Here is a 23,360-nt window from a genome sequence, read left to right on the forward strand (position 1 = left end):
CGTTCCAAGGGTCAGTCTCATGAGCCGTAAGAAACGCGATATTCCCGTCTTTTCCCATCCCATCGTCGAAACGCACTGCCACCTCGACTATCTGAAGGATGCCGAGCTGAGCCAGATTCTGGATGACGCGCGGGCGGTTGGTATTGAGCGTATCGTAACCATCGCGGTGGAGCCGGACAATCTGGGCCGGGTGCGCGATTTGACCGAAGAACACGCCATGATCTACGGCACCCAGGGTATTCACCCGCACGATGCTGACCACTACACCGAGGCGACTGACGCCGAACTGCGCCAGCATGGCAACGACGACAAGATCGTCGCCATTGGTGAGATTGGTCTGGATTACCACTACGACCATTCCGACCGGGCCAAGCAGCGTCAGGTATTTGCCGATCAGCTGAAAATTGCCTGTGAGCTCGATAAGCCGGTGGTCATTCATACCCGCGACGCCGACGAAGACACCCAGGCGATTCTGGCGGACTACGTTCCGCACTTAAAACGCAAAGGCGTGATTCACAGCTTTACCTCGGGCATCGATTTGGCGCAGTACTGCCTGGAGCAGGGTTTTATGCTCGGCTTTAACGGCATCATCACCTTTAACAAAGCCGAGAACGTACGCGAAGTGCTGGCCGCTACGCCGATCGAGCAGCTGGTGGTGGAAACCGACTCGCCGTTCTTAACGCCGGTGCCGTATCGTGGTCAGGAAAATGCGCCGAAGTTTCTGCCCTTTGTGATTGAGAAAATCGCCGACGTAAAACAACTGCCGGTCGATCAGGTGTTAAAACAGAGTTATCAAAACGCCCAGCGTTTGTTTGGTTGGGCGTGATTTGTTTATCTCGTTGTAGGCACGATAAGGAAAACGGATATGAGCGATGCGGCGGCGGAACAATTATCGTCGGTGTTGTTGGAGCGAAAGCTGAGTTTTGTCGCGGATAGCTTTGATGCGGTGCTTAAACGCAAGGTAGGCAAAGATACCTATCAACTGTTTCAGTATCAGGATGATGAGAAATTTATTCGCTTTGCTCTGGTGGGACCGGAAGTGATCACGCTGAGCGAGTATTCCATGCAGTATATTCAAGGCAGCTTGACGCAGAACGGACATTCAACGGCCGCCCGTAAACAGCTCCACAAAGACATCTTTAATTTTGCTGTGGGTCGCTTGATGTTGCAGAGTCTGACGGCCGAGCAATTTCCGGATGTTAGCAATCTGGATTTTGAAAAACTGAAGACCTATTTCTGTTTCACCAAAAATGCTCGCGGTGAATCGGCGTATGAATTCTTCACCAAAAACTGCAGCCTCGGCCGCAATGAATTGAATTATTATTCGAAGCTGGGTCTGACCAACGCCGAGCACAAAGTGCATATTGAAAACGTTGACCGCATTGATTCGGTGAAATTGAGCGATGGCCGCTATGCCATCTGTGCGGCGGTGACCATGGCGGGCATTCATACCGACGATCTCTACCCCACCTTTCCGTTGCAGCAGACGTTGATTCACGGCTTCACCATGAATCGGGTTGAACCGGGCTGGGTGGTTGACGACATCCGCCAGTTCAGCGATTTACCGTTGCAATGGAGCGCCGGTGAACCGCTGGTGACTTATCTGGGTTTACTATTTGGCCCCTTTTTCAACCCGGACTGATAGCGACTTTTGAACCTCTCCTCTGTGTTATCCACGACACCCTGGCGCGCCTGGTTGGGCTTGCTGGTGGTGTCGGTTCTGTTCTCAGCAGTGCTCGAATTGCTGGGTTTACCCGCTGCCTTGCTGCTCGGGCCGATGATCGTTGGCATTGTGTTCAGCTTGCGCGGCAGTGCGCTGCGCATTGGTAAACCGGGTTTTTATGCCGCCCAAACCATGATTGGTTGTCTGGTCGCGCGCAGCCTGGAAGCCGATGTTGTCGTCGACTTTTTCAATCGCTGGTGGCTGTTCTTGTCGGTCACTTTGCTGGTGCTCGGTATCGCGGCCACCCAAGGCTGGATACTGGCGCGCAAACAGGTGCTGCCCGGCACGACCGCTATTTGGGGCACGCCGCCCGGCGCGGCTTCGGTGATGGTGATTCTGTCTGAAAGCGGCGGCGGCGACCCACGGCTGGTCGCTTTTATGCAGTATCTGCGCGTGCTGATGGTGGCCGGAACGGCGTCCATTGTGGCGGCCATGACCGCCTCGCATTCGGGTATGTCGGTCACCAGCGCCGCTTATTGGTTCCCGCCCTTTAATCTGATTGCGCTGCTGGAAACGCTGATGATCGCCGCCTTTGGTGGCTGGCTGGGCATCAAACTGAAAATCCCCGGTGGCGCTTTGCTCACACCATTGGCGATTGGCGCTGCCTTAACGCTGAGCGGAGTGGTCGAATTGGTGCAGCCACCCTGGTTGCTGGCGATAAGCTATATGCTGCTGGGTTGGCGCATTGGGCTGGGCTTTACGCTGGCGGTGGTGCGTTACGCCATGCGCGCCTTCTGGCGCATTCTGTTTTCGATTGTGCTGTTAATGGTGTTGTGCGGTGGGCTGGCGATTGGCCTGGTGGTGGTGTTCGACATCGATCCGTTAACGGCGTACCTCGCCACCAGCCCGGGCGGGCTCGACAGCGTGGCCATCATCGCTGCATCGACCGACGTCGACGTGGGTTTGATCATGACATTCCAGACACTGCGCTTTTTGTTGGTGTTGTTGATCAGTCCGATGTTGGCGCGGGCGTTGGCAAAAAGGCTGCAGGCCGGAGCCGCTTCGCTCCGGCCTGAGTAATCCGATGGGTTTATAAGCCCGGTTCGAACATGGGGCGGCCACTTCGGGTTGCAGAATGTCCCAGTGCTCAACAATTTTACCGTCTTCGACGCGGTACATGTCAGCACCAATCATCGGTTGCGGTCCAAAGCCGGTGTAACGACCCCGCACCATCACCAAATCCTCCTCGGCCAGTACAACGCCCATTTCATACTTGAAATTCGGGGGTAGATTTCCGGGCATGTTCAGCACGACATCAACACCGTCGGGGAAGTTCGGGTTGTGCTGGTGGTAGGTGTCTCCCCAATACTGTTGAACCGCCTGCGCATCTTGGTCGATAAACAAAGCTGTTACGGCGTCGATGACCAGTGCTTTGTTGGCGGCTTCCGTATCGGCATCGGCAGTGTCAGTGCTGTCAGCACAACCACTCAGTGCCAGTAGGGTTAACGCGGTTATAAATGCTGTCGCTGACTATTTAAAATGAACCATTAAAAATACCCGCTGTATTGCCTATTAGGAGTGATGCTGGTTAGCGGCGAATTAACCGCAGAAGTAGCGACGGGTTCACTAGAAATCACCCCAACGCTGCTGCAATAACGCAAGCATGACCACCGGTGCGGTTTCGGTGCGCAGTACGCGCGGACCGAGTTGCCAGCTTTGGAAGCCAGCGTTGCCGGCCGCTGCTACTTCCGGTTCGGTGAGGCCGCCTTCGGGACCGATGAGGAAGCTGACCGATTCGGGAGACGCTTCGGGAAAGGTTGGTTTTTCAGCACTGGTGTGCAGCACCAGTTTCAGCGCGCTGTGTTGCGCTAAGACCCAGGCTTCCAGGCTTTGAATGTCGCCCAGGTCGGGCACGGAATCTTGTCCGCATTGTTCACAGGCGGAGGCCAGCACGCCTTGCCAGTGCTGCATTTTCTTCTCTTGCCGGTCGGCTTTGAGTTTTAAATCGCAGCGCTCGCTGGTCAGTGGCGTGATGGCGCTGACGCCCAGTTCGGTGGCTTTTTGCAGGGCGTAATCGAAGCGGTCGCCTTTGGACATCACCAAACCGAGGTGCGTGCGCAAGGGTGATTGCGTATGCGAAGGCAGCGCTTCGAGCAGTGCGACTTCAGCGCTGCGTTTGCCGACGTCTTTGAGTTGCGCGCGAAAACGCTGGCCGCGACCGTTAAAAGCTTCCAGTTCGGCGCCATCGTTCATGCGCAATACGCGCACCAGATGACCGAAGGCGCCGTCGGGCAGCGCCAGTTGAGTGCCGCTTTGATCGGCACTTGGCAGGTAGATTCGCGGGATGCGCATCGAGGCTTACCGATTCAGTACCGTTGCAGTTATAACAGGCCGGTGCTTTCGTCCAGCCCCAGGCGCAGGTTCATGTTCTGAACCGCCGCACCGGAGGCGCCTTTGCCGAGATTATCGAGCCGCGCCATCAACATGATGCGGCCATCTTTGGCGAAGACGAACAGTTCAATGCGGTTGCTATTGTTGCAGGCGGTTGGGTTTAAAAAACCGCCTTCGTCGAGTTGGGACTCGTCGTTCAGCGGCATGAGTTGTACGAAGGCTTCGCCGCTGTAGGCCGAAGCCAGACATTGATGAACCTGGGCTGCGCTGCCACCCAGCAGACGTTCGTGCAGCGGCACTTCGACGATCATGCCTTGCTCGACATTGGCTACGGTGGGCACAAACACCGGCGCAAATTCAAAGCCCGGAATCTGCTGCATTTCCGGCAGATGCTTGTGGCTGAGGTCGAGGTTTTTGGGGCGCGCTGCGGCATTGGCGGCGTCGGTTCCGGTCTTGGCCTGATAGTCGGCGATCATCGCCTTGCCGCCACCGCTGTAACCGGTGATGGCGTGCACGCTGATGGGGTAATCCTTGGGCAATAAACCGGCGTTGACCAGCGGAGTGGTCAGCAAGGTCATGCCGGTGGGGTAGCAGCCGGGGTTGGCGATGCGGGTGGCCGTGCGCAGTTGCTCACGCTGGCCGGGCAGTTCCGGCACGCCGTAGACCCAACCCGGCACCACGCGATGCGCGCTGGAGGCGTCAATGATGACGGTACCGGGGTTGGTGATCAGCGACACCGCTTCGCGCGAGGCATCATCGGGCAGGCACAGGAAAACGACCTCGGCGTCGTTCAGGTATTGCTGGCGCAGGGTTTGATCGCGGCGCTGGTCTTCAGGAATGCTGAGCAGTTCGACCTCGGGATGAGCCTCGAGCCGTTGCTGAATTTGCAGTCCAGTGGTGCCGTACTGACCGTCGATGAATACCTTGTGTGCCATAGTCTGCTCGCGTGCTGGTGGTTGGGCCGTGCTAGGGTAATACTCATCGGCCTTCTACGGTAGAGTCGTACGGTGCATTTCTCTGCTTTCACCTCCGACAGTGAACTGTAACTTCGCGCAGTGGGACTGGTGTTTGCAATGCCTTGGGTTCGGCTGCTTGGTTCCGGTGGCTATACGTCTCCAAGCATGACAATCCAGCGGCATACTCTATGACTTTCGGCGGTGCGGCAGTGACGTTAAAAGTTTATCGCCATTTTCATGATCATCAGTAAGTACAACTGAGATAAGAGGTGGTGTGTGAAGTTTAGAAGATCAAAATGCACTTTCATGTTTTTTGCGATGCTGGTTGTCGCGGGATATTCCACTGCTAGTGAGATTAAGGATTTAGATGCGTTGGTTAAAGAGACTGTGCTTGCTGAGAGGGAGAATAGAAATTTAGTGTGTGAAGAAGGCATGGTTCGCGCAGATTTTAATCTCCGAGGTATAGGTCGCAGTGACGAGGTGAATGAAAAGTATGAGTGGCAATATGAATATTGCTACGGCAATAGTGAGAATTACCTGAATATTAGGATTTCGACTGATCAATTCTATATAAAAGTGCCAAGTGATTTGTTTAGGGAACCGGTTTGTACTGGTGGACCTGCTACTAGTGCTTTTGAAGTTTATCCTTTCTTAGGTTCGGATATCGAGGAAGAAGATAATGTGTATATCAAGGTTCAGAGGTCTTGTGGGTCGGCAGGATGTTCACACGATATTACTATTAGAGAAGGTGAATTAGACAGTATTTGCTTCGACCCTTATGCTGAATAGGTTTAAATTTTAAACGATAATTGGCCTCCATATTATTTTGGTAGAAATTATGATTTTCAGATCAGGCAATATTTAAAAGTAGAGCGAAAATAATGGTTTTGTCTATGTCGCTGACTAAAAAATGGGAGCGCCGAGCATGCGTATAGTTTTTTTAGTAGGGATATTGTTTTGGCCGATGGCTGTTTATTCTGTAGATAATGAAGACGAATATGATTGTAATATTGGCGTGTTCGAGCCGTTGGAAGAAGTCACAAACAGTGCTGTGTTGACAAGATCATACGGTAGCTCAGTAGACGTATCGCAAGTTGATACAGTGTTGCAGTTAATGGTTAGGTCAAAGGTTTATTTATCGGTTGAAGACATCGGTGTAGAAGTAGAGTTGTTTGAGCTGTGTACATTGGGTTCCAATTCAGCATGCAGCTTTTGAGCCTGAAGAAATTTCAGATGCTTCTGAGTTTGAATTTGAGGGTATTGAAAGTGTAGAGCTGTATGTGTCCGAAGGTGGTGATCTACGTAGGACTGAACTTTCAACTCAGCCAAATTACATTTTATTTGATGATGTGCTGTCAGTAATTTTAAAGAACCGAATTATCGCTAATGAATCTGATCAATATGAAGACTATTCGGGATTGCCGATAAGGAATTTAATCAGTTGGACGTTTAGAAGTTGTGGCGCTATGGAGCAATCGCAAAGTTGATAGTGTATATGCTGCCAGCTGCAGACAGGTAATGACCCCGTATCTACAAGCTGAGCCCCAATTTAAGTAGGACTATGGGAGCGAGGCCACTCCCATAAGAAACCATTACCCCAGACGATCCAGAATAGCCAGTGACGGTTCGGCGCGGTTCAGGGTGTAGAAATGCAGCCCCGGTGCGCCGCTGTCGAGCAGTTCGCGACATAGGTTGGTCACGACCGTCTGGCCAATGGCCTGGATGCGTTTGCTGTCGTCGCCGCAGGCTTCAAGTTGCTTGCGCAACCAGCGCGGAATGTCGGCACCGCAGGCATCGGAAAAGCGGATCAGGCTCGATACGTTAGTGATCGGCATGATACCCGGCACGATGTCGATGTCACAGCCCCGCGCCCGCACTTCGCGTACGAAATGGCGATAGGCGTCGGCGTTGTAGAAGTATTGCGTGATGGCGCGATCGGCACCGGCTTTGGCCTTGGTGATGAAGTTTTGAATGTCGGCATCGAAATTCGGCGCTTGCGGATGCATTTCCGGGTAGGCGGCCACTTCCAGCGTGAAGGTGTCGTTGTAATGCGTGCGGATAAATTGCACCAGATCGCTGGCGTGACGGAAATCGCCACCAGTGCCACCCATGCCCGAGGGTAAATCCCCGCGCAGGGCGACGATGCGGCGAATGCCCGCTTCGCGATAACGATCGAGCAATTCTACAACGGTGGCCTCGGTGGTGCCGATGCACGACAGGTGGGGCGCACTGGGCACACCACGTTGATTCAGGTCAATCACCGTCTGAATGGTGCGTTCCTGAGTGGAGCCGCCAGCACCGTAAGTGACGGAAAAAAATTCGGGATTGGCGGCTTTTAAAGCGTTGTGCTCACTGAACAGTTTTTCGTAACCGGCTTCGGTGCGCGGTGGAAAAAACTCGAAACTGACAGGTACAGAGGAAGGCATGGTTTTGACTCTTTTGGGCGAGGCAAAACGGAAGACTCGATAACGCCATTAAGCGTTAAGCGTCTCCCGTCCAGCGTCGAGCAGTTTTTAATATTTATAATCGTTCGGTTTAAACGGACCTTCGACCGGTACGCGAATGTACTTGGCTTGTTCGTCGGTCAAGCGAGTAATAACGCCACCAAAACCGCGCACCATTTCGGCAGCCACTTCTTCGTCGAGTTTTTTCGGCAGTACTTTGACGTACAGGTTCTCGGCTTTTTTGGCTTCCGGCAGGTCGGCAAATTTCTGTTCGTACAGATACATTTGCGCCAGCACCTGGTTAGCAAAAGAACCGTCCATCACGCGGCTCGGGTGACCGGTGGCGTTGCCCAGGTTCACCAAGCGACCCTCGGCCAGCAGGATCAGATAATCGTTGTTATCGTCGCTGCGGAAGATCTGGTGCACTTGAGGCTTCACTTCATCCCAACGCCAATTTTTGCGCATGTAAGCGGTGTCGATTTCGTTATCGAAGTGACCGATGTTGCACACCACTGCGCCTTTTTTCAGCGCGGTCAGCATGTGCTGATCGCAAACGTTGGTGTTGCCGGTGGTGGTGACGATGAGGTCGGTGTTGCCCAGCAGTTCTTTGTCGATGCTGGCGGCGGTGCCGTCGTTCTGGCCGTTGAGATACGGCGAGACCACTTCGAAGCCATCCATGCAGGCCTGCATGGCGCAGATCGGATCGATCTCGGTAACGCGTACGATCATACCTTCCTGACGCAAGGATGCAGCCGAGCCTTTGCCGACGTCACCGTAGCCAACGACCAGCGCTTTTTTGCCGGCCAGCAGGTGATCGGTGGCGCGTTTGATGGCGTCGTTCAACGAATGACGGCAGCCGTATTTGTTGTCGTTTTTCGATTTGGTGACGGCATCGTTCACGTTGATTGCCGGGACTTTCAAGGTGCCTTCGTCGAGCATTTCCAGCAAGCGATGCACACCGGTGGTGGTCTCTTCGCTGATGCCGTGAATGTCGTTCAGCAGTTGCGGGTATTTGGTGTGCACCATTTCCGTCAGATCACCACCGTCATCGAGAATGATGTTGGCGTTCCAGGTCTCTTTGCCGTCTTTTTCCGAGAGGATGGTTTGCTCAATGCACCACAGGAATTCCTCTTCGGTTTCACCTTTCCAGGCAAAGACCGGAATGCCCGCGGCAGCGATGGCAGCGGCAGCGTGATCCTGAGTGGAGAAAATGTTGCACGATGACCAGCGCACTTCCGCGCCCAGCTCGACCAGCGTTTCGATCAGCACGGCGGTCTGAATGGTCATGTGAATGCAGCCCATGATGCGTGCGCCGGCCAGTGGCTGATCGGCTTTGTATTTGCTGCGCAATGCCATCAGCGCCGGCATTTCACTTTCGGCAATGGTGATTTCTTTGCGGCCATAACCGGCCAGGTTAATGTCGGCGACTTTGTAATCGCTGAAGTTGGAAAGGTCAGTTGCTGTCGTCATGGGGTTCTCCTGTTGGAGCGAGCGCGAGGGTCGGGGTTCGCGCTGGCTGCCAAAACTGTGATTGCGATTAGAGGTTAGCGCCTTTCTTCAAGGCGTCGACTTTATCCAGATTTTCCCAGCTGAAGCCCTCTCGGCCGAAGTGGCCGTAGGAGGCCGTTGGGCGGTAAATCGGGTTGAGTAGGTCGAGCATTTCGACGATGCCGCGTGGGCGCAGGTCGAAGTGTTCGCGCACCAGTTCGGCGATCAGGTTTTCGTCGACCTTGTTGGTGCCGAAGGTGTTGATGGAAATCGAGGTCGGTTCAGCGACGCCGATGGCGTAGGAAACCTGGATTTCGCACTTGTCGGCGAGGCCAGCAGCGACGATGTTTTTGGCCACATAGCGACCGGCGTAAGCGGCCGAGCGGTCCACTTTTGACGGGTCTTTGCCCGAGAAAGCACCGCCGCCGTGACGCGCCATGCCGCCGTAGGTGTCGACGATGATCTTACGACCGGTCAGGCCGCAGTCGCCCACCGGGCCACCGATGACAAAGTTGCCGGTCGGGTTGATGTGAAACAGGGTTTTGTCGTGCAGCCATTCTTGCGGCAACGTTGGCTTGATGATGTGTTCGAGCACGGCATCGCGCAGATCGCCCAGACTGATGTTTGGATCGTGTTGAGTCGACAGTACCACCGCATCGACGGCGACCGGCTGGCCGTTTTCATAGCGCAGCGTGACCTGGGATTTGGCGTCCGGACGCAGCCACGGCAGGGTGCCGTTTTTGCGCAGTTGCGATTGACGCTCAACCAGACGGTGCGAGAAATAAATGGGGGCCGGCATAAAGGCGTCGGTTTCGTTGGTGGCGTAGCCGAACATCAGGCCCTGGTCGCCAGCGCCCTGGTCTTTGTTGTCGGCTTCATCAACGCCCATGGCGATGTCGGCGGACTGTTTGCCGATGGCGTTGAGTACCGCGCAGGAATCGGCGTCGAAACCAACGTCGGAGCTGGTGTAACCGATGTCACGAATCACGTCGCGGACGATGTCTTCCAGGTCGACATAGGTGTTGGTGCGCACTTCGCCGGCGATGATCGCCATGCCGGTTTTCACCAGTGTTTCGACGGCGACGCGGGCGTTTTTGTCTTCGGTCAGAATGGCGTCCAGTACCGCGTCGGAAATCTGGTCGGCCATTTTATCCGGGTGACCTTCGGAGACGGACTCGGACGTAAACAGGCTGTATTCGCTCATAGTGGTTCCCTCGAGCTGATGATGATTGGGTCAGGCTGCCACGGTGGCGTGACGGTCTGGTTGTTCGTGTTGCATGAATGGCTTGCGGTACAACTGCGTCTGCACCTGGAAGCCATTGCGTAACGCCAAAAATCGGCCGGTTTCGTGGGCCAGGCCGGCTGCATCGGCCCACTGGTGTAATTCATCGGGCTCGAAACCGAGCCACTGATCGCCGCATTCGCTGTAGGCCCATTCCTGTTCGTGACGACACAGGTCGGTGACGACCAACAAACCACCGGCGTCCAGCAATTGGGCGCACTGCTGTAATTCCTGACCGGGCGCCGGTACGTGGTGCAAGACCATGTTATAGACCACCAAATCGTAAACGTGGCCTTCGGCAACTAAGGCTGCGGTATCGCACTGGCGCAGTTCGACGCCGGTCAGGTCTTCAGTCAGCCCACGCGCCTGGTCGAGCATGGCGCTGGATATATCAACACCGGTGACCGAATCGAAGCGTTCGTGCAATGCGCGCAGAAACTCGCCTTTGCCGGGGCCGACCTCCAATACCGTCTGGTGGCTGGTTTTTCGAACGTTGTCGAGCAGTGCCAGCGTTTCCGGTCCGTACTGGCCAAACAGCGCTATACGTTCCTGATAGAGTTCCAGTTCATCGGCGTGACTGGCAAAGAACGCCTGAGCGGCTTCCAGACGGGCGGCGCGGATGTCGTTGAGCTTCCTCGCCAGCGGCTTTGGCAGGGCGTAGCTGTCGAGCGTGCGAAACAAATTTTGTTGCAGGCCGAGCTGATCGGTCAGGGCGCGACGGTAATAGATGGAGTTGCCTTCGCGCCGACTTTCGACCCAACCTTCTTTGGCAAGAATCTTCAGGTGGTGGCTCATGCCGGACTGTTTAACGTCGAGCAGATCGCTGAGTTCAAGCACGCCAAAAGCACCCTGCCCCAGGACCTGCAATACGGTCAGTCGGGTTGGGTCACCGAGGGCTTTAAAGAAGGCGGGCAGCTGGTCTAGGTTCATGGCGGGAAGACTAGCAGTGGATTCGGGCTTTCTCAATGTCTATATCAAAAAATATTGATATAGATTTGGTAGCTTGGCGCCGTGGCCCCAGACGCGGCCTTTCTGATATTATTTCGCGTCTCGAAAGTGAGGGGTGGACCGGTGAACGGTGTTAACGGGTTCATTGGCCCCTCGGTTCACTTTTGGGACCATTAATTATCGCCTTTCGGGAGCCATTCCCGGACACGTCGCTCGTACAACAAATGAATCAATCGAGGATGTTTTGATGCCGTCACGCAGTGATCTCGCCAACGCGATCCGCGCTCTGAGTATGGATGCGGTCCAGAAAGCCAATTCCGGTCACCCCGGCATGCCGATGGGCATGGCCGATATCGCCCAGGTTCTGTGGTGTGATTATCTCAAGCACAATCCGACCAACCCGAGCTGGTTCGATCGCGACCGCTTTATCCTGTCTAACGGCCATGGCTCCATGCTGCATTATTCGCTGCTGCATCTGAGCGGTTATGACCTTGGCATTGAAGACCTCAAACAATTCCGTCAGCTGCACTCGCGTACGCCGGGCCACCCGGAATATGGCTACACCCCGGGCATTGAAACCACCACCGGACCGTTGGGTCAGGGCCTGGCCAACGCCGTCGGTTTTGCACTGGCGGAAAAAACCCTGGGCGCGCAGTTCAACCGCAAGGGTCACGACATTGTCGATCACAACACCTATGTGTTCCTCGGTGATGGCTGCTTAATGGAAGGCGTTTCTCATGAAGCCGCCTCACTGGCCGGTACCCAAGGTCTGGGAAAACTGATCGCGTTTTATGATGACAACGGCATTTCCATCGACGGTGAAGTAGAAGGTTGGTTCACCGACGATACCGTTAAGCGTTTCGAAGCCTATGGCTGGCAAGTGATTCCGCGTGTTAACGGTCACGATCCGGAAGAGATTAAGCAAGCCATCGAAACCGCGCGTGACAATAAAGATCAACCGACGCTGATCTGCTGCAAAACCATCATCGGCTTTGGTTCGCCCAACAAAGAAGGCAAAGAAGCCAGCCACGGCGCGGCGCTGGGTGACGATGAAATTACCCTGACGCGTGAAAAACTGGGCTGGAAACACGGTCCGTTTGAGATTCCTCAAGACATCTACGATGCCTGGGACGCCCGTGGTAAAGGCCGCAAAGCTGAATCCAGCTGGCAGGATGCGTTCAACGCCTATCAAAGTGCCCATCCGGAACTGGCGGCGGAATTTGAGCGTCGCATGAAAGGCGAATTGCCGGCCGACTTTGAACAGTTTGCCGAAGGTCTGATCAAAGACATTGACGCCAAAGGCGAATCCATCGCCAGCCGTAAGGCGTCGCAGCAATCGATTGAAGCCTTTGCGCCGAAACTGCCGGAGTTGTTCGGTGGTTCTGCTGATCTGGCGGCGTCTAACCTGACGCTGTGGAGCGGTGCTAAGGGCGTCAGCCAGGCCGAGCCCGATGGCAACTACTGCTTCTACGGTGTGCGCGAGTTTGGTATGACCGCCATCATGAACGGTTTAGCGCTGCACGGTGGTTTCCGCCCCTATGGCGCGACCTTCCTGATCTTTATGGAATACGCGCGCAACGCCGTACGCATGTCGGCGCTGATGAAGCAGCCGGTGATTCACGTCTACACCCATGACTCCATCGGCCTGGGCGAAGACGGCCCGACGCACCAGCCGGTTGAGCAACTGGCGTCACTGCGTCAGACCCCGAACCTGGAAACCTGGCGTCCGGCCGATACCGTGGAAACGGCCGTGGCCTGGAAAAATGCCATCGGTTCGAAGGACCAACCCAGTGCACTGGTGTTCTCACGTCAGGGGCTGGCGCACCAAAAACGGACAAGCCAGCAGATCGCCGATATCGACAAAGGCGGCTATGTGTTGCGTGACAGCGATGGCGCACCGGCGGTGGTATTGATTGCCACGGGCTCAGAAGTGGGTCTGGCCATTGACGCGGCCGATCAACTGGCTGCGAAAGGCGTTGCAGCACGGGTGGTTTCCATGCCCTGTACCGAACGGTTTGATGCCCAAGATGCGGCCTACCGCGAAGCCGTACTGCCGACCGGCGTTAAGCGCATTGCGGTCGAAGCCGGTATTGCTGATTTCTGGTACAAGTACGTCGGTCTCGACGGCGCCGTGCTGGGCATGACCAGCTTTGGTGAATCGGCGCCAGCCGGTGAGCTGTATCAGCATTTCGGCATTACCGCCGATGCGCTGGTCGAGCGCGCTCAAGCGATTTTGTAACCGATTATTTCCCGCTTGTTCGGGACCGCCTGTTATCACCACCGGCCCAGTGCCGGTGGTGTTGTTTTGAAGCTGCGTAAAACGGCGCTATTGCCCGTTATAGGGTGGCGGTAAGGCTTTTGCATAACAAAGTGTTTGCATTGGATCGCATTGCGGGATTCAACGGCTGTCACACCCGGTTAGCCGTGTATAATGCAGGCGTTTGTTGCACTGGGGCTTCAGGGGTTGACCGATCGGTCAGCTATGCCTAGAGTGCTCCCAACGGTCCGGGTCGGGCCAGTTGGGCGTATGCAAAAACAACCATAACTTTAATCGCTGATAGGGGATTCTCCATGAAAGGTATGTTCAAGGTCGCTGCTGCGACGGCCGTCGCGGGCGCTGTTTTGGTGGCGGGTTGCTCATCCGATAGCGAAGAAGAGCAGTCCGCAAGTTTTAGCCCGGCTGTGATCTACGACACGGCAGGTAAGTTTGACAAATCATTCAACGAAGCGGTTTTCCGTAACGGTGTTGAAGAGTTCAACGCGGATAACGAAGACATCACCGTTTCTGAATTTGAACCGCAGAACGAAGAGCAGCGTGAACAGGGTCTGCGTCGTCTGGCCAGCAATGGCAACAGCCCGATCGTATCGGTTGGTTTTAACTTCAGCTCTTCTGTAGAGAAGGTTGCGGCTGAATTCCCGGACACTCAGTTCGCCATCATCGACTCTGTGGTTGATCTGCCTAACGTTCAGTCCATCGTCTTTGCTGAGCACCAGGGTTCTTTCCTGGTCGGCGCGCTGGCAGCTATGGCCAGTGAAAACGGCGCTGTTGGTTTCGTCGGTGGTATGGACATTCCGCTGATTCGTAAGTTCGCCTGTGGTTTCGAGCAAGGCGCCAAATACGTAAACGGCGACATCGAGTACTTCGAGAACATGACCGGTTCTACCCCGGCTGCGTTTGCCGATCCGGCGCGCGGTTCTGAGCTGGCCAAGTCGCAAATCTCTCAAGGCGCTGACGTAATCTTCGCGGCGGCCGGTGGTACTGGTATCGGTGTGTATCAGGCTGCGGCTGACGAAGGCATCTACGCCATCGGCGTTGACTCCAACCAGAACTACCTGCAGCCAGGCACCATGCTGACCTCTATGGTTAAGCGCGTTGGTGTTGCTGCTTACCAGACTTGGGAAGAAGGCCAGTCCGGTGAGTGGGAAGGTGGCATCAAGGTTCTCGACCTGTCTGCCGGTGGTGTTGACTGGGCTCTGGACGAATTCAACCAGGACCTGATTCAACCGGCTTGGGAAGAGCGTATGGCGCAAATCCGTCAGGCCATCATCGATGGTGAGATCGAAGTATACGATTACACCACGACTGGTAGCTGCGACATCTGATCGTTCAGACCTGTCGCTGAAAAGCACTCGCCGATGCGCGAGTGCTTTTTTGTTCGGCCCAGATCCGTCTTCCACCCCCGACGGATTCGGGCCTATCCTTCCGTTAGCTAACGATTACCGGGTGACCCATGACTCCCCCCGATTCAGCTTCTGATTCTGCCATGGATATGGCTCTGGAACTGCGCGGCATCGACAAGCGCTTTGGCGACGTGCATGCCAACAAGGACATTAACCTTCAGGTTCGACAAGGCACCATCCACGGCATTGTGGGTGAAAACGGTGCTGGTAAATCGACTCTGATGAGCATCATTTACGGCTTTTATGCGGCCGATAAAGGCGATGTCCTGGTCGATGGTCAGGTACTCGATATCAAAGATTCCAAAACGGCGATTAACGCCGGCATTGGCATGGTGCATCAGCACTTTATGCTGATTCAGAATTTTACCGCCCTGGAAAACGTCATCCTGGGTGCCGAGGATGGTATCGCTATTGAAACCAGCCTCGACAAAGCCCGTCGTGAAATGGAACGGCTGGCTTCCGAATATCAATTGAATGTGCCGTTGGATGTGCCGGTCGAAGAGTTGTCGGTCGGTTACCAGCAGCGCATTGAGATTCTTAAAGCGCTCTACCGTGGCGCCCGTATTCTGATTCTCGACGAACCCACCGGTGTGTTAACACCGCAGGAAACCGATCACCTCTTTAAGGTGTTGGCGTCGCTGAAAGAGCAGGGCACGACGGTCATTCTGATTACCCACAAGCTGCGCGAAATCATGGCAGCGACCGACGAAGTATCGGTGATGCGTCGTGGTGAAATGGTGGCGCATGTGAAAACCGCCGACACCAATCAGGAAGATCTGGCTGAATTGATGGTCGGTCGTAAAGTATTGCTACGGGTTGAGAAAGGCGAAGCCGAACCTGGCGACGTTAAATTGGCCGCTCGCCATATCAGTCTGACGGATGCTCAGGGTGTGAAACGTCTGAGCGACGTATCCTTAGATGTGCGTGCCGGTGAAATCGTGGGTATTGCCGGCGTCTCCGGTAATGGTCAGTCAGAATTGCTTGAAGCCTTGGCAGGCATACGCAACATCGATTCAGGCGAGATGTATCTGAACGGCGAAACGGTGACAGCGGGGACCGCTATCGACCCGGAAAAAGTTCGTCAGCTGGGTGTGGGGCATATTCCTGAAGACCGCCATCGCATGGGTCTGATCAACACCTTCTCGGCCTATGAAGCCTTTGTGCTCGGTTATCACCGTGACGCCAGTTACAACAGCGGCGTGCTGATGAGCCAGAAGGCGATGATTGATGATTGCCGCGCCAAAATGGAAAGCTGGGACGTGCGTCCGCCAGACCCCTTCCTGAAAACCGCCAACTTCTCCGGTGGTAACCAGCAAAAGCTGGTAATCGCCCGTGAAGTGGAGCAGGGCCACGATGTGATGTTGATTGGCCAGCCAACGCGCGGTGTCGACATTGGCGCCATTGAATCCATCCATAAACGCATTCTGGAAATGCGCGATGCCGGCAAAGCCATTTTGCTGGTGTCGGTGGAGCTCGATGAAATCCGTTCGCTCGCCGATCGCATTCTGGTGATGTTCGACGGCATCATCGTTGGCGAAGTGCCGGCCGATAAAGCCGATGAGCGGACCTTGGGCCTGATGATGGCCAACATTGTTCCCGATGAAATCAAAGCGCTTCAGGCGGAGGTATCAGCATGAGTCAGCAGCGCATCCCCGCCTGGATCACCGTGGGTGTGATCCCACTGGCCAATATTCTGATCGCCGCCATTGCCGCCGGTTTGGTGTTTTTGTATCTGAACATCAACCCGATCGATGCGTTGCAATCGATGGTCTCCGGTGCCTTCGGTAGCGGCTATGGTTTGGGTTATACCCTCTATTACATGACCAGCTACATCTTCACGGCGCTGGCCGTGGCGGTCGCGTTTAAATGCGGCATGTTCAACATCGGCGGTGAAGGCCAGGCTTATATCGGCGCGCTCGGCGTTGGACTGGTGTGTCTGGGTTTGGGCGGTCATGTTCCGTTTATTGTGCTGTTGCCGATCAGCATCATCGCCGCGGCGGTGTTCGGCGCACTCTGGGCGCTGATTCCGGCCGCATTGCAGGCGTATCGTGGTTCGCACATCGTGATCACCACCATCATGTTTAACTTCATCGCGGCGTCATTGATGAATTACCTGCTGGTGTATTTCCTCAAGCCGGTCGGCACCATGTCGGTGGAAAGTGCGGTCTTTGATCGTGCCAGCTGGATTCCGCAGATGCATGAAGTCTTTGCCTTCTTCGGCATTCGCATTGCGGCCTCGCCCTTGAACCTGTCGATTTTCTGGGCGCTGTTTGTGGCGTTCGCCGTCTGGGTTTTCCTGTGGCGTACCCGCTGGGGTTATGAAATCCGTTCGGTGGGCAGCAACACCAGTGCAGCTCGCTATGGCGGCATCAGCATTTCGCGCGTCACCATTCTCACCATGCTGGTGGCGGGTGCTTTGGCCGGCTTTATGGCGCTGAATGTGGTTCAGGGCCAGGCGCATCAGATCAAGCTGAACCTGGTTAACCAGATGGGCTTTACCGGCATTGCCGTGGCATTGATGGGACGTAACCATCCGTTTGGTATTGTGCTGGCTTCCTTGATGTTTGGCTTCCTGACTCAAGGGGGCAGTGAGTTGCAGTTCGAGTATTCGGTCGATGCCCGCATCGTGGTGGTGTTGCAAGGTCTGGTGATTCTGTTCTCCGGTGCCTTGCAGCACATGATGAAGCACCCGATTGAGCGGTTGTATCTGAACTATGCGCGGCGGCGAGATGCCAACGCCGATGACCAACACCCAGCGGAGGCCTGATCATGGAATTGTTTAACAGCATTATCGTGATCCTCGACGCCACCTTGCGTAACGCCACACCGCTGATTTTTGCAGCCCTGGCGGGGATGTTTTCCGAGCGTTCCGGCATCGTCAACATCGCCCTGGAAGGTAAAATTCTGATCAGTGCCTTCTTTGGTGCCTCTGCGGCTTATTACTTTGGTTCGCCCTGGATGGGGTTGCTGGCAGGTGTGTTGTCGTCTGTGGTGTTCGCGCAATTGCATGCCTTTGCCACGGTGACGCATAACGGTGACCACGTGGTGTCTGGTCTGGCGATCAATATCCTGGCGGCGGGTTTAACCGCGGCCGTCGGTAACTACTGGTTCAGTCAGGGCGGCAATACACCGAACCTGGCCTTTGGTGACACCCAGGCGCGCTTTACGCCGATTACTCTGCCGTTTGCGGATCAATTGGCGGATGTGCCAATCATCGGTGGCATTTATTCCGAGCTGATCAGTGGCCACTACCTGTTGGTTTACCTGGCGTTCGCGGCCGTTCCGCTGTGCTGGTATATCCTGTTCCGCACTCGCTTTGGTCTGCGTGTGCGTGCGGTCGGTGAAAACCCTCATGCGGTAGATACGGCGGGTATTTCGGTGGCCAAGACGCGTTATCTGGCGTTGCTGATGACCGGTATTCTCGTCGGTTTTGCCGGTGTGTATTTGTCGGTTGCGGTGACGGCTCAGTTCTCGCCTAACATGAGTGCCGGTAAAGGTTATATGGCGCTGGCGGCGTTGATCTTCGGTAAGTGGCGTCCGCGTACCGCGATGCAGGCTTGTTTGCTGTTTGGTTTGCTCGAAGCCATTGCCATTCGCAGCCAGGGTGCCGTCTTCCTGGGTGTGGAAGTGCCGGTGCAGCTGGTCGAAGCCACGCCGTATATCCTGACCGTGGTCTTGCTCGGCGGCTTTATTGGACGCTCGGTGGCGCCCAAGGTCATCGGCGAGCCCTACGTTAAAGAACGCAGTTAAGACGATAATAAGTGCCCGCCGAAAGGCGGGCCGATCCGATAATAAAATGGGCGGCTGGACCGTCCTTGCGAGATGCTCATGAACACCATTCCCAGCCTCGACCTGACCCGCTTTGATACCCACCCTGATGACTTCGTCCGTGAAATGGGCGAGGCCTATCAGGCTTGGGGTTTTGCCGGCATTACCGGTCACGGCATTGATCGTTCGGTCGTCATTGATGCCTTGCGTGCGTCGGAAAAGCTGTTCGCTCAGCCTGACGACGTCAAGATGCAATACTTTAAGGACAACGGCGGCACACGTGGTTATACGCCCTTTGGCACTGAAATCGCTAAAGACGCCGAGCACGTCGATCTGAAAGAGTTCTGGCACGTGGGCCGCGAAATCGACGGTGAAGCGCCCCATCAGGACCTGACGCCTAATATCTGGCCTGCCGAAGTACCGGAATTTAAAACCGCCATGTTGCGGCTGTATTCAGAGCTGGATGCACTGTCGGTCACGCTGTTGCGTGCGTTCGCCTTGTTTATTGGCGAAGATCAGCATTACTTCGACAACAAGGTGAATCATGGCAACTCCATTTTGCGGCCGCTGCATTATCCACCGATCACCGATCCCAACCTGCCCAATGTTCGCGCCGGAGCGCACGAAGACATTAACCTGATCACCCTGCTGGTCGGTTCTGAACAGGAAGGGTTGGAAGTGCTGAACAAGCGCGGAGAATGGGTCGGAATCTCGATGATTGAAGGCACCATCATCTGCAACGTCGGCGATATGCTGCAACGGTTGACCAACCACGTATTGCCTTCGACCACCCACCGGGTAGTCAACCCCAAGGGAGACGCGGGCAAGGTGTCGCGTTATTCCATTCCCTTCTTTGTGCACCCCAATCCAGGCACTTCTTTGGATGCCTTGCCGCAGTGCGTGACCGAGGATAATCCCAAGCGTTATCCCCCGATCACCAGTGATGCTTACCTGTTGGAACGCTTGCGTCAGATTGGCCTGATTAAGTAGCGCTCAGTCGGCGGCGCCAAACACCAGACTGACGTTGGTGCCGCCAAAGCCAAAGCTATTGCTCATGACTTGATTCAACCTTTGATCAAGACGGTGTCGCACCAGTGGTAAATTGCCGACACCCGGATCGAGTTCATCAATATTGGCCGAAGCAGCGATAAAGCTGTCGCGCAGCATCAGCACCGAATAGATGGCCTCATGAATGCCAGCAGCGCCCAACGCATGACCGGTTAAGGATTTGGTCGAACTGAAGGGTGGAACATTTTTGCCAAAGGCTTGCTGCATGGCCTGGAGTTCGACCAAATCGCCCGCCTGGGTACTGGTTCCGTGTGTGTTGATGTAATCGATGGGTTGCTCCAAACCGTCCAGAGCCATAGTCATGGCGCGCTTCGCGCCATCGCCGGAAGGCGCCACCATGTCGTAGCCATCAGAAGCGGTGCCGTAACCGGTGACTTCTGCCAGGATGGTCGCACCGCGTTGCAGCGCGTGTTCGCGTTCTTCCAGAACCATCACACCGCCGCCGCCAGCGATCACAAAGCCTTCGCGGTGAGCGTCGTAAGGGCGGCTGGCGAGCGTCGGGTGCTCGTTGTAGTGCGTTGGAAATGCGCCCATGGCATCGAAAAGTACGCTCTGGCTCCAATGTTCGGCTTCGCCGCCACCGACAAAGACAATGTCCTGTTTGCCCCACTGAATCAGTTCGCTGCCATAGCCGATGCAATGGGCGCTGGTGGCGCAGGCGGAGGAGACGGTCGCGTTCATGCCTTTGATGCCATAGGCCGTTGATAAGCACGCGGAAACGGTGCTGCCCATGGTAGAAGTAACGCGATAAGGGCCGACTCGACGAACCCCTCGTTCGCGCAAAATGTCCGCTGCCTCAACAATGTCTTTGGTTGAAGCGCCGCCAGAACCCATAAGCAGACCTGTACGGGGATGACTGATCAACTCAGGGCTCAGACCCGCCTGGTTAATGGCCTCTTCCATGGCGATGTAACTGTAAGCTGCGGCATCGCCCATAAAGCGATACAGTTTGCGCGGGATGCGTTCTTCCAGGGCCAGGTTTTCGACGGAACCGGCGATCTGACAACGCAATCCCTTGGCCTGATAGTCAGGCTGAAAGCGGATGCCGGAGCGCCCTTCTCGCAATGAGCTCAAAACCTCCGATTGCTCGTTGCCAAGGCATGAAGTGATGCCCATTCCGGTGATAACGACTCTACGCATGATGAAATCCTTTATTGTGGTTACTGATGTGATGTGATCAGTAAAACTTAAAGGTTTCTTTAAGAGACCAATAGTTTAATCACAGAAAAACAGCTATTCCATGGATCATTAGATGCAACGAACTGACTTCTCCCAAATGTATTGCTCGCTGGCGCGCTCGCTGAATATCGTCGGCGAAGGATGGACGCAGCTCATCATGCGCGACCTGTTTTTAGGGAATCGGCGCTTTGGTGGACTGCAGGAAAGCCTGGGGATTTCAAAAAAAGTACTGACCGAACGCCTGGAAACCTTGCTCGCAGAAGACCTGGTTGAGCTGCAACCTTATGGCGAATCTGGCCGTCGCTTTGAGTACCACCTGACAGAGAAAGGCAATGAGCTCGGGCCGGTCATGCTTGCGCTGATGGCCTGGGGTGACAAATGGGTGTCCAACGAACAACCCCCTGTTAAGCTGGTGCACGATCTGTGTGGTCAGCCAGCTAAGGCGCAGGTCGTTTGCAGTCACTGTGCTGAGCCGATCAACTTCAGTAACGTCACTGGCCAGGCTGGCCCCGGGATGCCAGAGGCAGAGCGTCAACGCATTCAGGCACTGCGACTTAATTGGGTTGGTTCTGAATCGGATTGACCCAAGCTTGTTACCATCGACTGCAAAGGGAAAAGCCCATGCCATCCATCAAACACGTTGCCATTACCGGCGGAACGCACGGCAACGAACTGACCGGTGTTTATCTGCTCAAGCAGTGGCGCAACAACCCGCAACAGGTGTGTCGCGACAGCTTTGTCACCGAGTTGCATCTGGCCAATCCAAAAGCGAACGGGCACAACCGGCGGTATCTCGATCAGGACTTAAATCGTCAGTTTGGCTGGGATGACCTGAACGACCATGCGCTGTGTGGCTATGAACAGAACCGCGCCAAATCGCTGAACTCACTGCTCGGCCCCAAAGACGAGCCGCGCGTCGATTTTGTGCTCGATTTGCACACCACCACCGCCAATATGGGCGTGACGTTGGTGATTAAATCGGACGATCCGCTGGTGACCGGTATGGCGTTTTACGCCAAGCAATGCATGCCGGAAGTGACGCTGTTTTATGAACCGGCAACGAGGCTGGACGATAATTTTCTGATTTCCCTGGGCCGCCGCTATGGCTTGTTGATTGAAGTCGGGCCGGTGCCGCAGGGTTTGTTGCGTTGGGATGTGTACCATCAGACCGAGCAGGTAACCGGGCATTGCCTGGATTATCTGGACGCGGTGAATCGTGGTGAACCACCCGAAGTGGCGACGTCGATGCCGGGCTTTCAGTTTGTGCGCAAAGTGCAGTTGCCGGAGAACGAGCGCGGAGAAATCACGGCGATGGTGCACCCGAATTTGCAGGACGCCGATTATCAGCCGATCGCGCCGGGCGACCCGCTGTTTATCTCGCTGGATGGGGAAACCTTGCCCTATGAAGGCGAGGAGACACTCTACGGTGCCTTTATCAATGAGGCGGCCTATTACGACCGTCACGTGGGTTTGAGTCTGATGCGTCCTTGCACCATTGAGCGATCAGAACAGCCCGCTTAAATCTGGCCGAACTGGAAGCTCAGAACGACGGAGGCGCCGGACAGGTCGTCATCGGACACACCGGCCAGGTCCGGATCGGTGGTCAGGCGATAAGCGCCACCAATGCCCACTTCGAGGAAGTCCGTCAGGTTGACTTCGGCACCAATCGTGACTTCGCTGACCAGAAAACTGCCGTTGTCTTCATTGGTACCGTCATCCAGCGAGACGGAACCCGCACCCAGCAGCAGCTTTGTTTCTACATGCACCACCGCATCCGGGCGATGGGTGTAGCCAATCAGCAAACCGCCATAACCCATATCCAGAGTGGTACTGGTGTCCCATTCCGGCTCGTTGATCAGGCCGTAACCCGCGCCGCCAATGAGCAGCGAATGAACGCCGGTGGTAAAGGTGCCCGCGCCTTCGCCGCCGAGCATGATGGCGGTTTCATCGCCGATTTCACCGTATTTGACCAAGGGGCCGCCGTAACCGCCGGAGCGGGCGTTCTGCATATCGATCAGAGCATCTTTGGCAAACGTCGGCAGGCTGAGCATTGCCACCAGAGGTAAAAGGATCAGGGCGCGCATGGGTCATTCTCCATAACAGGGCACAGGGCCGGATTGGGCTCATCTTGCCGTTTGTTGGCCGTCAGCCCAGTGGTAAAAGTCACGATGACGACGAATCGCTCAGTTTGGCTTCCAGTTCGTTCAGCTGGGATTCAAGTTCAGCCAATTGAACCCGGGTGCGTTCAAGCACCGCTTGCTGCGCATCGAACTCTTCACGGCTGACCACATCGAGCTTGCTCAGTTGCGATTGCACCAGACTGCGTAAATTAGTGCGCAGATCGTCGCGTGCTTGCTGTCCCTGACTGAACAGAGCACTGGCCTGGCGGCTGATTTGATCAAGCATGTCTTCGGGTAATTTCATGGGACCTCCGTGCTCCAAAACAGGGCTGTAAGCCGCAGCGGGCTCCGCTTCCAGCCTCTACAGATGGA

General features: G+C 55.4%; 23 protein-coding genes and 1 pseudogene. 14 read left to right on the plus strand and 10 right to left on the minus strand.

The window, feature by feature from the left end; all coding sequences use genetic code 11:
• The first annotated feature begins 19 nt into the window (after positions 1 to 19).
• From BGP77_RS05820 to BGP77_RS05830, 3 genes are read left to right on the plus strand one after another with little or no spacing between them, the layout of a single operon-like run.
• Complete coding sequence (locus BGP77_RS05820) at positions 20 to 826, plus strand: TatD family hydrolase (RefSeq protein WP_108163774.1); 807 nt, start codon at positions 20 to 22, stop codon at positions 824 to 826.
• Positions 827 to 865: 39 nt separating this feature from the next.
• Positions 866 to 1,642: a hypothetical protein gene (locus tag BGP77_RS05825; RefSeq protein WP_108163775.1), complete on the plus strand. Its 777-nt coding sequence runs from the start codon at positions 866 to 868 to the stop codon at positions 1,640 to 1,642.
• A 9-nt stretch (positions 1,643 to 1,651) separates the two neighbouring features.
• Complete coding sequence (locus BGP77_RS05830) at positions 1,652 to 2,743, plus strand: AbrB family transcriptional regulator (protein WP_108163776.1); 1,092 nt, start codon at positions 1,652 to 1,654, stop codon at positions 2,741 to 2,743.
• 123 nt (positions 2,744 to 2,866) lie between these two features.
• Here BGP77_RS05830 and BGP77_RS18385 read toward each other — a convergent pair.
• Positions 2,867 to 3,067: pseudogene (locus BGP77_RS18385) on the minus strand (hypothetical protein); the annotation flags it as partial.
• On the opposite strand from BGP77_RS18385, the gene BGP77_RS18110 reads away from it, so the two are divergent.
• On the plus strand, positions 3,005 to 3,163 hold the full coding sequence (locus BGP77_RS18110) for a hypothetical protein (protein ID WP_199224241.1): 159 nt from the start codon (positions 3,005 to 3,007) through the stop codon (positions 3,161 to 3,163). The pseudogene BGP77_RS18385 and the gene BGP77_RS18110 overlap by 63 nt on opposite strands.
• A 126-nt stretch (positions 3,164 to 3,289) precedes the next feature.
• Here the strand turns inward: BGP77_RS18110 and BGP77_RS05840 are convergent, their stop codons facing one another.
• Both BGP77_RS05840 and argC read right to left on the minus strand, forming a co-directional pair.
• On the minus strand, positions 3,290 to 4,015 hold the full coding sequence (locus BGP77_RS05840) for a 16S rRNA (uracil(1498)-N(3))-methyltransferase (RefSeq protein WP_108163778.1): 726 nt from the start codon (positions 4,013 to 4,015) through the stop codon (positions 3,290 to 3,292).
• Between the two features lie 29 nt (positions 4,016 to 4,044).
• Positions 4,045 to 4,989, minus strand: coding sequence for an N-acetyl-gamma-glutamyl-phosphate reductase (gene argC, locus BGP77_RS05845; RefSeq protein WP_108163779.1), 945 nt, complete (start codon positions 4,987 to 4,989; stop codon positions 4,045 to 4,047).
• Between the two features lie 327 nt (positions 4,990 to 5,316).
• Between argC and BGP77_RS05850 the strand changes: the two genes are divergently transcribed.
• Positions 5,317 to 5,799: a hypothetical protein gene (locus BGP77_RS05850; protein WP_108163780.1), complete on the plus strand. Its 483-nt coding sequence runs from the start codon at positions 5,317 to 5,319 to the stop codon at positions 5,797 to 5,799.
• Between the two features lie 383 nt (positions 5,800 to 6,182).
• The gene (locus BGP77_RS17920; protein ID WP_146171200.1) at positions 6,183 to 6,497 is read left to right on the plus strand and encodes a hypothetical protein; all 315 of its coding nucleotides are present in this window, start codon (positions 6,183 to 6,185) and stop codon (positions 6,495 to 6,497) included.
• Between the two features lie 105 nt (positions 6,498 to 6,602).
• Here the strand turns inward: BGP77_RS17920 and metF are convergent, their stop codons facing one another.
• From metF to BGP77_RS05870, 4 genes are all read right to left on the minus strand, one after another.
• On the minus strand, positions 6,603 to 7,436 hold the full coding sequence (gene metF, locus BGP77_RS05855; protein ID WP_108163781.1) for a methylenetetrahydrofolate reductase [NAD(P)H]: 834 nt from the start codon (positions 7,434 to 7,436) through the stop codon (positions 6,603 to 6,605).
• Between the two features lie 87 nt (positions 7,437 to 7,523).
• On the minus strand, positions 7,524 to 8,924 hold the full coding sequence (ahcY, locus tag BGP77_RS05860) for an adenosylhomocysteinase (protein ID WP_108163782.1): 1,401 nt from the start codon (positions 8,922 to 8,924) through the stop codon (positions 7,524 to 7,526).
• A gap of 67 nt (positions 8,925 to 8,991) precedes the next feature.
• On the minus strand, positions 8,992 to 10,146 hold the full coding sequence (metK, locus tag BGP77_RS05865; protein WP_108163783.1) for a methionine adenosyltransferase: 1,155 nt from the start codon (positions 10,144 to 10,146) through the stop codon (positions 8,992 to 8,994).
• 30 nt (positions 10,147 to 10,176) lie between these two features.
• Entirely contained in the window at positions 10,177 to 11,154 is a 978-nt protein-coding gene (locus BGP77_RS05870) for a metalloregulator ArsR/SmtB family transcription factor (RefSeq protein ID WP_108163784.1), read from the minus strand.
• A 265-nt stretch (positions 11,155 to 11,419) separates the two neighbouring features.
• Here BGP77_RS05870 and tkt point away from each other — a divergent pair, with 265 nt between their 5' ends.
• The 6 genes from tkt to BGP77_RS05900 all read left to right on the plus strand — a co-directional run bounded on the left by tkt (position 11,420) and on the right by BGP77_RS05900 (position 19,611).
• Positions 11,420 to 13,411, plus strand: coding sequence for a transketolase (gene tkt / locus BGP77_RS05875; protein WP_108163785.1), 1,992 nt, complete (start codon positions 11,420 to 11,422; stop codon positions 13,409 to 13,411).
• Positions 13,412 to 13,743: 332 nt separating this feature from the next.
• Positions 13,744 to 14,775, plus strand: a complete 1,032-nt coding sequence (locus BGP77_RS05880) for a BMP family protein (RefSeq protein WP_108163786.1) — start codon at positions 13,744 to 13,746, stop codon at positions 14,773 to 14,775.
• Positions 14,776 to 14,936: 161 nt separating this feature from the next.
• Positions 14,937 to 16,490, plus strand: a complete 1,554-nt coding sequence (locus BGP77_RS05885) for an ABC transporter ATP-binding protein (RefSeq protein WP_108163787.1) — start codon at positions 14,937 to 14,939, stop codon at positions 16,488 to 16,490.
• Positions 16,487 to 17,620 (plus strand): ABC transporter permease, encoded by a 1,134-nt coding sequence (locus tag BGP77_RS05890; protein WP_108163788.1) that lies wholly within the window; start codon positions 16,487 to 16,489, stop codon positions 17,618 to 17,620. The genes BGP77_RS05885 and BGP77_RS05890 overlap by 4 nt, the downstream gene beginning before the upstream one ends.
• Before the next feature lie 8 nt (positions 17,621 to 17,628).
• Positions 17,629 to 18,603: an ABC transporter permease gene (locus BGP77_RS05895; RefSeq protein ID WP_108164376.1), complete on the plus strand. Its 975-nt coding sequence runs from the start codon at positions 17,629 to 17,631 to the stop codon at positions 18,601 to 18,603.
• 78 nt (positions 18,604 to 18,681) lie between these two features.
• A complete protein-coding gene (locus BGP77_RS05900; protein WP_108164377.1) occupies positions 18,682 to 19,611 on the plus strand; it encodes an isopenicillin N synthase family oxygenase in 930 nt (309 codons plus the stop codon).
• A gap of 3 nt (positions 19,612 to 19,614) precedes the next feature.
• Here the strand turns inward: BGP77_RS05900 and BGP77_RS05905 are convergent, their stop codons facing one another.
• Entirely contained in the window at positions 19,615 to 20,829 is a 1,215-nt protein-coding gene (locus BGP77_RS05905; protein WP_108163789.1) for a beta-ketoacyl synthase N-terminal-like domain-containing protein, read from the minus strand.
• Positions 20,830 to 20,941: 112 nt separating this feature from the next.
• Here BGP77_RS05905 and BGP77_RS05910 point away from each other — a divergent pair, with 112 nt between their 5' ends.
• Together BGP77_RS05910 and BGP77_RS05915 are read left to right on the plus strand one after the other, a co-directional pair.
• Positions 20,942 to 21,451 carry a helix-turn-helix domain-containing protein gene (locus BGP77_RS05910; RefSeq protein ID WP_108163790.1) on the plus strand — a complete coding sequence of 170 codons (510 nt, stop codon included), beginning with the start codon at positions 20,942 to 20,944 and terminating at the stop codon, positions 21,449 to 21,451.
• Positions 21,452 to 21,489: 38 nt separating this feature from the next.
• On the plus strand, positions 21,490 to 22,389 hold the full coding sequence (locus BGP77_RS05915) for an aspartoacylase (RefSeq protein ID WP_108163791.1): 900 nt from the start codon (positions 21,490 to 21,492) through the stop codon (positions 22,387 to 22,389).
• Here the strand turns inward: BGP77_RS05915 and BGP77_RS05920 are convergent.
• Both BGP77_RS05920 and BGP77_RS05925 read right to left on the minus strand, forming a co-directional pair.
• Positions 22,386 to 22,952: a hypothetical protein gene (locus BGP77_RS05920; protein WP_108163792.1), complete on the minus strand. Its 567-nt coding sequence runs from the start codon at positions 22,950 to 22,952 to the stop codon at positions 22,386 to 22,388. The two genes, BGP77_RS05915 and BGP77_RS05920, sit on opposite strands and share 4 nt — an antisense overlap.
• A 79-nt stretch (positions 22,953 to 23,031) precedes the next feature.
• Positions 23,032 to 23,292: an accessory factor UbiK family protein gene (locus BGP77_RS05925; protein ID WP_108163793.1), complete on the minus strand. Its 261-nt coding sequence runs from the start codon at positions 23,290 to 23,292 to the stop codon at positions 23,032 to 23,034.
• Positions 23,293 to 23,360 lie beyond the last annotated feature (68 nt).

The organism is Saccharospirillum sp. MSK14-1, from assembly GCF_003054965.1.
Classification (GTDB): domain Bacteria; phylum Pseudomonadota; class Gammaproteobacteria; order Pseudomonadales; family Natronospirillaceae; genus Saccharospirillum.

Bases quoted from the DNA above. Each gene is read 5' to 3' on its own strand.
- BGP77_RS05820 (WP_108163774.1), top strand. From the start codon at position 20: ATGAGCCGTAAGAAACGCGATATTCCCGTCTTTTCCCATCCCATCGTC.
- BGP77_RS05825 (WP_108163775.1), top strand. From the start codon at position 866: ATGAGCGATGCGGCGGCGGAACAATTATCGTCGGTGTTGTTGGAGCGA.
- BGP77_RS05840 (WP_108163778.1), bottom strand. From the start codon at position 4,015: ATGCGCATCCCGCGAATCTACCTGCCAAGTGCCGATCAAAGCGGCACT.
- argC (WP_108163779.1), bottom strand. From the start codon at position 4,989: ATGGCACACAAGGTATTCATCGACGGTCAGTACGGCACCACTGGACTG.
- BGP77_RS05850 (WP_108163780.1), top strand. From the start codon at position 5,317: ATGTTTTTTGCGATGCTGGTTGTCGCGGGATATTCCACTGCTAGTGAG.
- metF (WP_108163781.1), bottom strand. From the start codon at position 7,436: ATGCCTTCCTCTGTACCTGTCAGTTTCGAGTTTTTTCCACCGCGCACC.
- ahcY (WP_108163782.1), bottom strand. From the start codon at position 8,924: ATGACGACAGCAACTGACCTTTCCAACTTCAGCGATTACAAAGTCGCC.
- metK (WP_108163783.1), bottom strand. From the start codon at position 10,146: ATGAGCGAATACAGCCTGTTTACGTCCGAGTCCGTCTCCGAAGGTCAC.
- BGP77_RS05870 (WP_108163784.1), bottom strand. From the start codon at position 11,154: ATGAACCTAGACCAGCTGCCCGCCTTCTTTAAAGCCCTCGGTGACCCA.
- tkt (WP_108163785.1), top strand. From the start codon at position 11,420: ATGCCGTCACGCAGTGATCTCGCCAACGCGATCCGCGCTCTGAGTATG.
- BGP77_RS05880 (WP_108163786.1), top strand. From the start codon at position 13,744: ATGAAAGGTATGTTCAAGGTCGCTGCTGCGACGGCCGTCGCGGGCGCT.
- BGP77_RS05885 (WP_108163787.1), top strand. From the start codon at position 14,937: ATGGATATGGCTCTGGAACTGCGCGGCATCGACAAGCGCTTTGGCGAC.
- BGP77_RS05890 (WP_108163788.1), top strand. From the start codon at position 16,487: ATGAGTCAGCAGCGCATCCCCGCCTGGATCACCGTGGGTGTGATCCCA.
- BGP77_RS05900 (WP_108164377.1), top strand. From the start codon at position 18,682: ATGAACACCATTCCCAGCCTCGACCTGACCCGCTTTGATACCCACCCT.
- BGP77_RS05905 (WP_108163789.1), bottom strand. From the start codon at position 20,829: ATGCGTAGAGTCGTTATCACCGGAATGGGCATCACTTCATGCCTTGGC.
- BGP77_RS05910 (WP_108163790.1), top strand. From the start codon at position 20,942: ATGCAACGAACTGACTTCTCCCAAATGTATTGCTCGCTGGCGCGCTCG.
- BGP77_RS05915 (WP_108163791.1), top strand. From the start codon at position 21,490: ATGCCATCCATCAAACACGTTGCCATTACCGGCGGAACGCACGGCAAC.
- BGP77_RS05920 (WP_108163792.1), bottom strand. From the start codon at position 22,952: ATGCGCGCCCTGATCCTTTTACCTCTGGTGGCAATGCTCAGCCTGCCG.
- BGP77_RS05925 (WP_108163793.1), bottom strand. From the start codon at position 23,292: ATGAAATTACCCGAAGACATGCTTGATCAAATCAGCCGCCAGGCCAGT.